Origin of the sequence: Pararhizobium sp. PWRC1-1 (genome assembly GCF_049897905.1) — a bacterium.
Classification (GTDB): Bacteria; Pseudomonadota; Alphaproteobacteria; order Rhizobiales; family Rhizobiaceae; genus Pararhizobium.
In genome coordinates, this window is record NZ_JAFCXE010000007.1 from 126,684 (window position 1) to 139,419 (window position 12,736).

The following is a 12,736-nucleotide window of genomic DNA, read 5'->3' on the forward strand; positions in this document are numbered from 1 at the left end:
ACACCGGTAGATGCAATCGCGAAACGGGCCTTTTTACGACGGCCGAAATCCGGCTGAACATATCTCAGCAAGCGGTTAACGCACAGCTCTCAGCCGATTGGCGGCCGCCCTCAGAACCAGCCGAGAACGGCTCTAGAATCTTGTCGATGGCTGGCGGTTGCAGATCAGCTGTCGAGCATTTCGCGCACAGCGACAGCCAATTGCTTCAATGAGAAAGGCTTGGGCAGGAAGCCGAATTTGGCGTCGGCCGGCAGGTTTCTTGCAAAAGCATCCTCGGCATAACCGGAGACGAAGATGAACTTCAGATCCGGATAGGTCTTGCGAATTTCCTTCAGCAAGGTCGGCCCATCCATTTCCGGCATGACCACATCGGACACGACGATATCGACGGCGCCGTTCAGTTCCGCCATGACTTCGAGCGCTTCGACACCGGAACCGGCCTCGTGCACCGTGTAGCCGCGGGTTTCCAGCATCCGCTTGCCACCGCGCCGCACGGCCTCTTCGTCTTCCACCAGAAGAACCACTGCCGAATTTCCGGTCAGGTCAGTCGGTTCCGGCTTGGTTGGGGCTTTTGCGGCGAGCGCGGCCGCAGCTTGCGCCTCGCCGGCTTCGCCCGGCAGTGGCGGTTCTTCGATGTAACGCGGCAGCAGGATGCGGAACGTCGTTCCCTTGCCGACTTCGGATTCGGGATAGATGTAGCCGCCGGACTGCTTGATGATGCCGTAGACCATCGACAGTCCGAGCCCGGTGCCCTTGCCGACTTCCTTGGTAGTGAAGAAAGGTTCGAAAATCTTGTCGAGGATTTCCGGTGGTATTCCGGTCCCCTGATCCGCCACCTCGACCATCACATAGTCGTCTTCCGGAAGTTCGCGCAGATTAAGCGCTGCAACTTCGGCGGCCGGCAGGTTGCGGGTGCGCAAGGTGATGACGCCGCCATTGGGCATGGCATCGCGGGCGTTGACGGCCAGATTGAGCACGACCTGCTCGAACTGGCCGAGATCTGTGCGTACCGGCCAGAGATCACGGCCATAATCGACCTCAAGCTTGACATTGGTTCCGGTCATCCGGTCAACCAGCATGCGCAGGTCGCCAACGACATCGGTCATTGACAGCACGCTCGGCCGCATCGTCTGTTTGCGCGAGAAGGCGAGAAGTTGGCGCACCAGCACTGCCGCGCGGTTGGCGTTGCGCTTGATCTCCATCAGATCGGCAAAACTCGCATCCGACGGCCGGGCGGACAAAAGCAGATGGTCTGAAGAGAGCAGGATCGCCGTTAGCACATTGTTGAAGTCATGGGCAATACCGCCCGCCAAAGTGCCGACGGCATTCATCTTCTGCGTCTGCGCCATCTGGGTTTCGAGCGCTTTTTGCTCGGTGATCTCGACCGCATAGACGATCGCCGCCTCTTCCGGCGCCTGGTCGCTCTGGTCGATGACCGCGTTCACATAGAAGCGGAAATGCCGCGTCTCATCGGTGGGGTGGAGCGAATCGATCGGTGCGATGTCGCCCTGCCGGTCCTTGGCGGCGTCCAGAGCAGCGCGCAGGCGCGTCTGGTCGGTCGCGTGAACGAAGGCCTCCAGCAATGCGCCGTGCTCCATGTCATCCTGCGAGACGACAGCGGAGAACAGCTTGAGGAATGGTGCGTTGGTTCGCAAAATCCGGCCATCGCCATCGACGGAGGCGATCGCCATCGGCGTATTGTTGAAGAATCGGGTAAAGCGCATCGCAGCGATCGAGGCTGACTGGTCGCTTTCGTCGTCGTTGGACCGGGCAAGAACAATCGTGCGGCTTTCACCGGGGGCACCATCGCGGGCTGAGGAAACCCGGTGCACCATGCGCACGGCAAAGCTTTGACCATTGGCCTTGCGCAGATCGAGATCGAGCGTCTTGGTCTTTTTCAGACCAGGTTCGGCCTGCACCGACTGAACCAGCGCCAGTCCCTCGCCCGCGACGAGATCCGCTATCGTCATCGATCCCGGCTGGAACTTGGTCAGATCCAGGCCCAGCCAGTCGGCCAGCGTCGCGTTGACATAGAAAATCTCGCCCTTCTTGCCGGCCGAGAAGAACCCGGCCGGGGCGTGATCGAGATAGTCGATCGCGTTCTGCAATTCCTTGAAAAAGCGCTCCTGATCGTCACGCTCGGACGTGATGTCGGAAATCTGCCAGATATAGAACGGGTTGCGGTCGCCGTCTTCGAGTGGCAGGACACGCGCCTTCAGACGGAACCAATGGGCGCCGGACCCAGCCGAACCGCCGGCTGCCCGCAGCGGCTTCAGCAGACGAAACTCCTCGTGACCGGCCTTACTTTCATGCAGCCCGTTGGTCAGCCGGTAGATTGCCTCGGTCGCTTCGCGATTGCGCGACAGGATGGTCTCAAGCGACTGTATTTCGGTCGCCTTGGTCGCACCGGTCAACGCGCCATAGGCAGCGTTGGCATAGATGATCCGGCCTTTGCGGTCGGTGACCAGTGTGCCGTCCTGATGACCATCGAGAAATGCGCGGGCAAGCTCGTCGGGACGCGACTGCGGCATCACCTCGATGAAGCCGATGACCGAGGACACCAGGAAGAAAATGCCGACCATGGCCAGCACGCCCAGGATGCCAAGCACGATCTGGTTTTCCAGCTGGTTCTTGAAGATGACGAAGGCAACGGCCGAAGCAGTCAGCACGATGGCGAGCAGAATGATCCGCAGCACCGTGCCGGGCCGCGTTCCACGGTCTACAATCGGCATGTGGTAGTCACCTGCCTGCCGCAATTTCGTCATAAGGCCCTCGTTTTCAACCGTACTAGTTGCGCCCGGAATGAACGCGCGGGTTCGGTCTGTCTGCTTTGCTCAACGGCAGCCGGGGCGGATCAGCAACCCGCGCCGGCGGACCGCGAAACACCGAGCAAGAATCATCTTTAACAGCCGCAGGGAAGAGCAGAAAGCATCTGTTTCAACGCCCTTGGCCTGAATTCACAGGGAATGTCCGCTAAGGCCTCGCCGATGATAAAAACAGCGCTACATTGGCGCTAGGACAATCAGACTTGGACAATACCTATCACGGCTTGTATCAGTCTGAAAAAAGCCGTCAAATAGGCCCAGGATAGGGGTTCACGAAGGAGTACAGCACATGATCGAAGATATCGTTGGCAACAACGGTACCCGTTTCATCATTGCCGCAGGCGCTGTGGCCCTTGGCCTGCTTTGTCTCGTGGCAGTGCTCTGGTTCATCCGCAACCGCCCGTCATCACCTTTTATCCGTGGCGGCAAGAACCGCCAGCCGCGGCTGGCCGTGCTAGATGCCGCAGCAATCGATACGCGAAGGCGGCTCGTTCTCGTCCGTCGCGATGATGTCGAGCACCTGATCATGATCGGCGGGCCGACGGACGTGGTCATCGAAAGCCGCATCGCATCCACCGCCCAACCATCGGTGCAAACTGCCATTGCTCAGCCTCCGGCCGATGCCGCGATTGCCACGCGGCCAGCTACAGAGCGCCCAGCGCCTGAACGCCGGATTGCCCCTGCCCTACAGGCCGAAGTTAAATCAGCGCCGGTGTCCGCAATGGGCCAGGTTCTCTATGGCGAAGGCGCAGATGTCTCCACGCCACCGGCGCGGACTGTCCAGCCGGTGCAGACACGAACCGATGCCGTGGCACCGCGCCAAGCCCTGCCGGAACGAACTATTCCGATGCAGGCTCAGGTTCGTCCTCAATCCGTCGCATCCAACACGCCGCCCGTAATGCTCGATACGGCCAGATCGCCTGAAGATATCTTGTACGCTGCACGATCGCGGGTGCTAACGGCAAATCAGCCGGCCGCCGCCGAGCAGCCTTTGCGTCAGACGCCTCCTGTTGCGGTCACTGCGGTGCAGACACCAGCCGTTCAAAACCAGCCAGATGCTCAAGCTCAGAAGGACGCGACCGCGCTTGAGTTTGAACGTATTCTCGATGCGCAGATTACCGGTGACCTTGGCAAGCTGACCGCCGATCCCGTCCATGTTGATGGCGAAACGCGAGCAGGCACCACCGTGCCCAATCCGGCTGGCCGCCAGGAACCTCGACTGGGTGCAGCACAGGGCAACCGCACTGAACCCTCGTTGGAAGATGAGATGAACCGAATGTTGAACGAGATCGCCGCAAACCGTAAGAACTGAGCGACGCTACAGACATCGACAGGGATGTGGCGTTCGGCACAAGCACCAATGACCACAAAGCAAAAACGGCGCGATCATCTCGCGCCGTTTTTATGTTTATGACTGAAACGATTACTCGTCGCGGTAGACTTTTTCCCGCCGTTCGTGACGCTCCTGCGCCTCGATAGACAGGGTGGCGATCGGCCTTGCGTCGAGACGCTTCAGTCCGATCGGTTCGCCGGTTTCCTCGCAGTAACCGTACGTCCCCTCATCAATTCTCTGCAGGGCTGCATCGATCTTGGAGATCAACTTGCGCTGCCGGTCACGTGCCCGAAGCTCAATGGCCCGGTCGGTTTCCGAAGATGCTCTATCTGCAAGATCAGGGTGGTTTGCACTTTCCTCGGCCAGATGTCCGAGAGTTTCCCGGGCCTCACGGAGTATGTCATTTTTCCAGGCGTTCAGCTTTGCTCTAAAATATGCACGCTGGTTGGTATTCATGAATTCCTCGGCCTCAGACAAGACAAAGGAACTAAGATCGATCTTCTCACTCAACGCGATTCTCCTGAAGAACATCTCATGTGCGGCGGTGTATAGACCCATGCACGCGCCGTTTCAAGTCTTTGAAAAACAGCCCACCGTTTTTTAAGCCTTGCTTACGTGAAAGGCTAACAGATTAATATTTCATCAAAATTACAGAATTTGAAGTTTTCCGAAATTTGCCTTGCGGCAGACATGCATCATCTCCAGCAAAATCCCCACGCGAGTTCCGCAATTTGGCCGCAACCGTTTTTCGCGGGAAGATTCACTGCACAAAAAATAGGCGCAGAATTTTTCGTGATTTTCCGCCATACACCGGATACTGGAAAAGAGCTTCTACTCGCACACCACAACTGCAACCGAAGCAAATACCATCCGTATCACGCCGAAAAGCGAACTCTGCGACTTGATCTTTCATCTGCCCCGGCAGACAAAGTGGGCGCAGATCCGATTGAAGCCGCTCGGCTATATCTTCGTTTGCACCGTGATTTTCTGGAACCAGCCTTATGCCTTCTCAACCCGCCCCGGTTTTCCGGCTCTATCTCCTCCGGCATGCCAAAGCTGCCTGGACGCTTCCAGGTCAGAAGGACTTTGACAGAACGCTGGACGAGACCGGTTATGCCGACGCGGAAATCGTCGCCGACATGGCGGCGGACAAGGGCTTCATTCCGGATCTCGTTGTCTGCTCGACGGCCGTCCGTTGCCGCCAGACGGCCGAAGCGCTGCGGCGCGCCATGGGCGAGGACCTGGAGATCCAATATATCGACGCGCTCTATGCCGGCGCTTCCGCTGTCTACCTCGACCTCATCGGCAGCCAGGACGCCTCTCTCTCCTCACTGATGGTGGTCGGACACAATCCGGTGATCGAGGAGGTGTTACGCGGAGTTTTGGGCGAAGAGGCAGCGATGGAGGCTATTCCAGCCGGCTACCCGCCGGGCGCTCTCGCCGTCATCGACGTCTATGAGCCCCCTTGCGATGGTGTACTTCCGTCCGGAAAGCTGGTCGATTGGCTCGATCCGGATCACCGAAAACCGTGAGTGCCTGGCGCCAACGGCGTGCCTCAACCTTTATTCGGTCGCTCCCGCGCCCTATATCCCAGCAAACGACCATGGCCTTGATGCCATACCCACCGCGTATTCGAGGCTCGAAATCTTGCCGCCATTCATGACCCGCTTCACCGATGACGCACGGCTCGCGCTCGATACCTTGACCGATCGAGCATCCAGCCTGGTCAATCCGACGTTGCGGCTAGGCGTCACCGGGCTTTCGCGCGCCGGCAAGACCGTGTTCATCTCGTCGCTGGTCCATAATCTCTTGAACGGCGGCCGCCTGCCGGTGTTCGATGCCGTTCGTTCCGGCCGGGTATCGAAGATCCGGCTGGAGCCGCAACCGGACGATGCGGTACCGCGCTTCCAATACGAAGACCACATAACCGCCCTTGTCCGCGACCGCGTCTGGCCGGATTCGACCCGTGCGATCTCGCAGCTGCGCATCACGCTTGACTACGAGAGCGCCAGTGGCTGGAACAGGCTGTTTTCTCCCGGCCGGCTGTCGATCGATATCGTTGACTATCCCGGCGAATGGCTGCTCGACCTGCCGCTGCTCACCCAGGATTTCCGCACCTTCAGCGCCCGCACAGCTGATCAGGCCAAAACCGGCATGCGAACTGAACTTTCGGCAGACTGGCTGGCGATGGCCGTGTCGGTGGATATCACCGCACCCGCCGTCGAGGCCGATGCCCGCAGGCTCGCCGAAACCTTCACCCTCTACCTCAAGGCCTGCAAATCCGACGAGCGCTCCCTGTCGACCCTGCCGCCCGGCCGCTTCCTGATGCCCGGTGACCTTGAAGGTTCACCGGCGCTGACCTTCTCGCCGCTGCCCGCCCTGCCCGACGGCCGCGCGCCAAAAGGCTCGCTCTGGGCGATGATGGAGCGGCGCTACGAGGCCTACAAGACGCATGTGGTCAAGCCGTTTTATCGCGAGCACTTTGCCCGGCTCGACCGGCAGATCGTGCTGATCGATGCGCTGCAGGCGATCAACCGCGGCCCGGAATCGCTGCTCGATCTGGAGACCGCGCTTGCCGATGTGCTGGCAAGCTTCCAGCCGGGAACCAATTCCTTCCTGTCGTCCTTCCTCACCAAGCGGATCGACAAGGTGTTGATTGCCGCGACCAAGGCCGATCACCTGCATCATGAAAGCCACGACCGGCTGGAGCGGATCACCGAGCGGCTCGTCCACCGGGCAGTCGAGCGTATCGGCATGAGTGGCGCCGGCCTCGACGTGATGGCGATTGCCTCCGTCCGGGCGACCCGGGAGGCGACTGTCAATCATGATGGCCATGTCCTGCCCGTCATCGTCGGAACACCGATTGCCGGTGAGACGATCAATGGCGAGACCTTCAACGGAGAACGGAAAACAGCCATATTCACCGGTGACTTACCGAAGAATCCGGATTCTCTTTTTCAAGACCTTGCATCAAAACCGGAGGAAAGCCTGGTTCCCGATCTAACCTTCGTGCGCTTCCGCCCGCCGCATATCGAGGAGACCGGCGGCGGCCTGAAATTGTCCGTGCCGCACATCCGGCTCGACCGGGCGATGCAATTCCTGTTCGGAGACCGCCTGGCATGAGCGACCCATCCAACAAACCGGGGCGAAAGCCCACCGTATTCACCATCGAGAACGACCCGTCCGGCACGCCCGAAAAACGGAGCGCCACACGCCGTTCGCCAGCCAGCTTCGACGAGAATATCGTCATGACGCCGGATGCCGAAGACCCCTTCGCCGCGACCACGAGAACCCTGCCCGACACGCCGGAAGCAGCGCCGCGCAAACGGCGTTTTTCGTTCGCCAAGATCGCCTTCGGTGCACTGAGCATTCTGGTTTCACTGGCAGTGGGCCTGTGGATCGACAGCCTTATCCGTGACCTTTTCACGCGCGCCGACTGGCTGGGTTATCTTGCCATCGCGGCAACCGCAATCGGCCTCCTAGCCTTCCTCATCATCATCGCCAGGGAGCTTTCCGGCCTGATGCGATTGAACGCGGTGCAGGCCCTCAAACAGGAAGCGATCGAGGCGAGTCTCTCGCCGACGGCAAAGCCCGCCCGGCAGGTGATGGCGCACCTCGTTCACCTGCTTGCTGCCAAACCGCAGACGGCGCGGGGGCGCCTGCGGCTGAAGGAAACGGAAACCGAGATCATCGATGGGTCGCATCTGCTCGACCTGACGGAGCGGGAATTGCTGTCGCCCCTCGACCGCGAAGCGAGGGGGCTCATCCTCAACGCATCGAAGCGCGTTTCGATCGTCACGGCGGTCAGCCCCCGCGCATTGGTCGATCTCGGCTATGTGATCTACGAATCTGCCCGGCTGATCCGGGCGATGGCCGATCTCTATGGCGGCCGCCCTGGCTCGCTTGGCCTGTTGAGGCTGATGCGTGACGTCATTGCGCATCTCGCCGTCACTGGCTCGATTGCAGTTGGCGACAGCCTGATCCAGCAGGTTCTGGGCCATGGTCTGGCATCGAAGCTTTCGGCACGGCTTGGAGAAGGCGTGATCAACGGCCTGATGACTGCGCGCATCGGAATTGCAGCGATGGACCTCTGCCGGCCGATGCCGTTCAGAGCCCTCAAGCGCCCCGGAATCGGCGATTTCATCGGCGACCTGACACCGGGCACGATGAAGGCAAGGCCGCCGGAAACCGGCGGCTAGATGCCGCCGTACCAATCGTAGCCAAGGTCTTCCCAGAAGCCGCCCTTGCCGCTGCCGAACGGGGCGAGCGTCGAGACAAGCTCGATGCCCTTGATATATTTCGCCATCTTGTAGCCGAGCTGGCGCTCGACCCTAACCCGCAGCGGTGCACCATTGGCCACCGGCAACGGCTTGTCGTTGTTGCCATAGGCAAGGATCGTCTGCGGATGCCGTGCATCGATGAGGTCGATCGATTCATAGTAGGGCACGGCACCCTGCAGGCCGAGATTCATCGTGTCGTAACAGTGGAACACCACGAAGCGCGCCTGCGATTTCACCTGTGCCTCATCGAGAATGTGGTGCAGTGGCACGCCGGTCCATTTGGCGATGCAACTCCAGCCCTCGACGCAGTCATGCCGGGTGATCTGCGTGCGGGCCGGCATATTGCGCAATTCATCAAGACTGAAGCTGACCGGCTTTTCGACCAGCCCGCCAACCGCCAGCCGGTAATTGGCAAAGGACGTGTCCTTGAGTGCCAGATAATCGGCCTCGGTCGGATCGGTGGACCCGTTCGGCCGTTGCCCCTGGCGGATTTCGCTGGCGGCAAATTCCGGCGCCAGCGTATTGTCCCCGATCAGCATGCGGTGTGCGCGGTATGTCAGGCTGTTGGCCGATGCGAGAAAATCGCGCACGGGGCTCTGGCCGGACAGCAGAGTGTCAAAGGCATCACAGCCTGACAAAGGCACGGTGGCAGCCGCAACGCCGGCAAGGGTCAAGAATTTCCGGCGGTTGACGATGAACTGGCTCATGCCGAATGCTCCGGATTCTTTTTTTCGTCTGTGCGGTACCAGCCAGTGATGATCGAGCGCATTTCGTTCAACAGGCCTGCCGCAAGAACCATGAAAATGTGGATCAGGAAGAAAGCGACCAGCGCCGCCATGCAGAGGAAGTGGATGGTGCGTGCCGTCTGCCTGCCACCGAAAATATCGAGCAACCAGGGCCATGCTGCATTCATGCCCGGCGACATGGTCAGCCCGGTCAGGATGATCAGCGGGAAGATCCCCAAGAGAACGCCGGCATAGGCAAACTTCTGCAGACCATTGTAGCGGCCATCATGATGGAAGCGGAAGCGCAGGTGATCGGCAAAGCTCTGCGGCAAGGCCTTGATATCGGCAATCGACGGAAGAATGTCGCGTTTCAGGTGTCCGCTGATCAGGCTGCTCACGAACCAGACCAGGAAAGCAGCAACGAAGAACCAGGCAAAGAAGAAGTGGATGACGCGCCCGGTAGAGAGATCCTGATAGGACGGCAATGTCGCCCATGCGGGAAAACCGCGATAGGACGGGTTGTCCGCCGGGCCGCTCATGCCGAAGACGCCGGTCGTCTTGAAACTGCGTCCGAAAACGGTGGTGTAGCCATCGACGCTGCCATCGCCAGCCTGCATCGCCCGCATCGACAATACGCTGTTTTCGAACTCGAAGCCCGATTGTTTGCCGATATAGAGTTCCGGATGGGCGTTGAATATCTGTAGACCGCTCAAAAGCAGGAAGAACAGGGCGATCGTCCAGGTCCAGTGCGTGACGCGGGTGGCAATCCGGTGCCGGTAAATCACCCTGCCCTCGTCGGGCTGTGGAGCGGTGCGCGATTCGATGTCGTCAACGATGGTCATGGCGATCTCCTATATGCGCAATTACGTAACAAACCGGGTTATTGTTTCAATGCAACTCCTGTCACCGGTACACACATCAGGGTGATGCTGGCGTGAAAGGGTAATGATTTCCTATGATTTCCAGAAGCTTGGCAAAGACCGGCGAAATACATCGCGAGCGCCGCAAAAGCCGCTGCAATAGCGCCAGGCAACGCTCCATTAACCATTTAAGTGCAAAGGTAACCTCACATTAATGACATCGACCATCAAGGATCGTTTATGTTTTCGCGCCCTTCTTTGATTGCCTGCAGCATAGCCGCAGCCTCGCTCGCAGCCGTAACCGGCACCGCATCGCCGGCGTTTTCGGGCAGTAATGACAAGGCGTTCTTCGGGCAAGTCTCCGGCCAGTGGAAAGGCCCCGGCGAGATCGTTGCCGGCAAATACAAGGGCACGAAATTCACCTGCGACCTGATCGGGGAACCCGTGGACGGCTCCTCCGCCGGCATCAAGCTGGATGGCACCTGCCGCGTCGGGGTGTTCAAGCAGCCGATGTCTGCCGTCATCACCCAGAAGGGCAAGAGCTATACCGGCCAGTTCCTCGACGGTGCCGATGGCAAGGGGCTTGATATCGTTTCTGGAAACGTCGCCAAGGACAAGGTTGTGCTCGGCATCAATCGCAAGAAGCTCAACGGCGCGATGATCGCGAGGCTCCAGGACTCTTCGACCCTCAACATCACCATCTCCGTCAAGGTCGAGGACACCATGGTCCCGGTGATTGGCGTCAGCCTCAACCGGCAGGTCGATAACATGGCCGTCGGATCGATCGAGTAAAGATTGCCGGATTAAAGTTCAAAGAGCCGGCTTGTCCGGCTCTTTTGCGTTTTAGCCAGGTGATTCAGTGCTATTCTGCCGCCACCAGCCGTCCGACGGGTTGGCGATTTCTATGCCCTTTACATCCGCATCCCGCAGCCATTCGGCAACCGTCCGCCCGGCAACGGTAAGATCGGGAGCAAAATCTGCGAGAGGCATCAGTACAAATCCGCGCTCTGTCATGCGCGGATGCGGAAGTTCCAGCATCGCAGACTGGTGCTGGGTATCCCCATAGGTCAGAATATCGATATCGATCGTCCGCGGGCCCCATCGCTCCAACCGCTCACGTTTCATCTGGCGCTCGATCGAAAGGCAGGCGTCAAGCAGGTCCTCGGGAGAGAGCAAGGTGCGCACCGCCGCACAGGCATTGAAAAACCACGCCTGATCGGTCTTCCCCCAGGGCGGCGTGCGGTAGAGTTTCGACACGGCCGTGACCGTGCAATCCGGCCGGGCATCGAGAAGGTTGAGCGCCCGCGCCATCGCAGCGGCGGGATCGCCGATATTGCCACCAAGGCCCAGTGTGGCGATCTGCCCGTCCATATCAGGCAAAATGCTCGACCGTCACTTCGACGTAATCCAGCACGCCTGGAACCGGTGCGTTCGGCTTGCGAATCGATATTTTCGCCCGGCGGATCTGCGGGAAAACCGAACAGAGCGTGGTTGCCACTTCCAGCGCCAAGGCCTCGATCAGGTAGCGGCGGCGCCCGGTGATGATCTTCTCGATCTCGGTGAAGGCAATGCCGTAATGCACTGTATCATTGATCGAATCTTCGACCAGCGCTGTTCCCTGCTCGACATCCAGTTCCGCATCGACGAAGAAGCGCTGCCCCAGGAATTCCTCCTCGTCATGGACGCCGTGGCGCGCAAAGAAGGCGCAGTTCTTCAGGGTGATCGTGTAGATCGCTTTCATGGTCGATTTTCCTTCCCAGGCAGTCCGGTCATGTTTCTTTTTGCGGCCAGCATAGCATCCGCCACCAGAAGCGCATCCCTGTTGATTGCGACATCGTGTACCCGGAAAACAGCAGCACCGGCCATTCTGAGGAGCGCCGTCGTTGCAGCCGTGGCGGTATCCCGATCCTGCGCCTCACGATTTGTAATGGTTCCGAGAAAACGTTTTCGCGAGGTGCCGGCCAACAGCGGCAGCCCGAAAGCGGACAACTCGTCAAAACGCGCCATCAACGCGACGTTCTCGTCGGTATCCTTGGCAAAGCCGAAGCCTGGATCGAGAACGATCCGCTGACGCTCCACCCCGGCCGCAGCGGCAATTTCCAGTGACCGCCCGAGGAAATGAAATTGATCGCGCACCACGTCGGTGAGCTTCTCGCGGTCGCGGCCCGTGTGCATGATGCACAGCCCCGCCCCGGTCGCGGCGGCAACATTGGCAAGATCGGGCTCGCGCTGCAGTCCGTGCACGTCGTTGATGATATGAGCGCCGGCAGCGATCGCGAGGCTTGCGGTCTCTGCCCGGTAGGTATCCACAGAAATGATCGCATCGGTCCGGCTGGCAAGCGCTGAGATCACCGGCAGCACACGGGCCTGCTCCTCACCGGCCGTTACCACGGCGGCGCCCGGACGGGTCGATTCACCGCCGATATCAATGATCTCGGCGCCATCTTCGATACAACGCAGCGCCTGCGAAACTGCCGAATCTGTTTCGGTGTAGCTGCCGCCATCGGAAAACGAATCCGGCGTCACGTTGATGATCGCCATCAACCGTCCCGTCGGACCAAGCGTCAATGTACGGCCATGTGCCAATGCCCATTCAAAAGGCTGGAAAGGATCGATCATGATGGTTTCATTCCCTTTCTTGCACCTGGCCAGTCACCCGGTAAGTCACCTTGCGGGCACTGGACGACACGGAGAGGCACACGCAAACCGGGTA

The 12,736-nt window shown here is 59.7% G+C and carries 12 protein-coding genes; 5 read left to right on the forward strand and 7 right to left on the reverse strand.

Translation table 11 applies throughout. The features are described from left to right. Positions 1-164 precede the first annotated feature (164 nt). Entirely contained in the window at positions 165-2,765 is a 2,601-nt protein-coding gene (gene cckA / locus ACP7E0_RS13325) for a cell cycle histidine kinase CckA (protein ID WP_426125492.1), read from the reverse strand. Positions 2,766-3,114: 349 nt separating this feature from the next. On the opposite strand from cckA, the gene ACP7E0_RS13330 reads away from it, so the two are divergent. Further along, complete coding sequence (locus tag ACP7E0_RS13330) at positions 3,115-4,137, forward strand: flagellar biosynthetic protein FliO (protein WP_426125493.1); 1,023 nt, start codon at positions 3,115-3,117, stop codon at positions 4,135-4,137. 111 nt (positions 4,138-4,248) lie between these two features. Here ACP7E0_RS13330 and dksA read toward each other — a convergent pair whose 3' ends face one another. Continuing rightward, positions 4,249-4,668, reverse strand: a complete 420-nt coding sequence (gene dksA / locus ACP7E0_RS13335; RefSeq protein WP_426125495.1) for an RNA polymerase-binding protein DksA — start codon at positions 4,666-4,668, stop codon at positions 4,249-4,251. A gap of 491 nt (positions 4,669-5,159) precedes the next feature. On the opposite strand from dksA, the gene ACP7E0_RS13340 reads away from it, so the two are divergent. The 3 genes from ACP7E0_RS13340 to ACP7E0_RS13350 all read left to right on the forward strand — a co-directional run bounded on the left by ACP7E0_RS13340 (position 5,160) and on the right by ACP7E0_RS13350 (position 8,357). Continuing rightward, the gene (locus ACP7E0_RS13340; RefSeq protein WP_426125496.1) at positions 5,160-5,690 is read left to right on the forward strand and encodes a SixA phosphatase family protein; all 531 of its coding nucleotides are present in this window, start codon (positions 5,160-5,162) and stop codon (positions 5,688-5,690) included. Positions 5,691-5,805: 115 nt separating this feature from the next. Further along, a complete protein-coding gene (locus ACP7E0_RS13345) occupies positions 5,806-7,281 on the forward strand; it encodes a YcjX family protein (RefSeq protein WP_426125634.1) in 1,476 nt (491 codons plus the stop codon). Further along, on the forward strand, positions 7,278-8,357 hold the full coding sequence (locus ACP7E0_RS13350) for a YcjF family protein (protein ID WP_426125498.1): 1,080 nt from the start codon (positions 7,278-7,280) through the stop codon (positions 8,355-8,357). Before ACP7E0_RS13345 ends, ACP7E0_RS13350 begins: the two co-directional genes overlap by 4 nt. Here ACP7E0_RS13350 and ACP7E0_RS13355 read toward each other — a convergent pair. Then, positions 8,354-9,145 carry a molybdopterin-binding protein gene (locus tag ACP7E0_RS13355; RefSeq protein WP_426125499.1) on the reverse strand — a complete coding sequence of 264 codons (792 nt, stop codon included), beginning with the start codon at positions 9,143-9,145 and terminating at the stop codon, positions 8,354-8,356. The two genes, ACP7E0_RS13350 and ACP7E0_RS13355, sit on opposite strands and share 4 nt — an antisense overlap. After that, positions 9,142-10,005 (reverse strand): cytochrome b/b6 domain-containing protein, encoded by an 864-nt coding sequence (locus tag ACP7E0_RS13360; RefSeq protein ID WP_426125501.1) that lies wholly within the window; start codon positions 10,003-10,005, stop codon positions 9,142-9,144. The genes ACP7E0_RS13355 and ACP7E0_RS13360 overlap by 4 nt, the downstream gene beginning before the upstream one ends. A 258-nt stretch (positions 10,006-10,263) precedes the next feature. On the opposite strand from ACP7E0_RS13360, the gene ACP7E0_RS13365 reads away from it, so the two are divergent. Further along, on the forward strand, positions 10,264-10,815 hold the full coding sequence (locus ACP7E0_RS13365; protein WP_426125503.1) for a hypothetical protein: 552 nt from the start codon (positions 10,264-10,266) through the stop codon (positions 10,813-10,815). Positions 10,816-10,866: 51 nt separating this feature from the next. Here ACP7E0_RS13365 and folK read toward each other — a convergent pair whose 3' ends face one another. The 3 genes from folK to folP are packed head-to-tail and all read right to left on the reverse strand — an operon-like array spanning position 10,867 to position 12,642. Next, positions 10,867-11,394 carry a 2-amino-4-hydroxy-6-hydroxymethyldihydropteridine diphosphokinase gene (folK, locus tag ACP7E0_RS13370; RefSeq protein WP_426125505.1) on the reverse strand — a complete coding sequence of 176 codons (528 nt, stop codon included), beginning with the start codon at positions 11,392-11,394 and terminating at the stop codon, positions 10,867-10,869. 1 nt (position 11,395) lies between these two features. Further along, positions 11,396-11,764, reverse strand: a complete 369-nt coding sequence (gene folB, locus ACP7E0_RS13375; protein ID WP_037159786.1) for a dihydroneopterin aldolase — start codon at positions 11,762-11,764, stop codon at positions 11,396-11,398. Then, entirely contained in the window at positions 11,761-12,642 is an 882-nt protein-coding gene (folP, locus tag ACP7E0_RS13380) for a dihydropteroate synthase (RefSeq protein WP_426125508.1), read from the reverse strand. The genes folB and folP overlap by 4 nt, the downstream gene beginning before the upstream one ends. Positions 12,643-12,736: the final 94 nt, after the last annotated feature.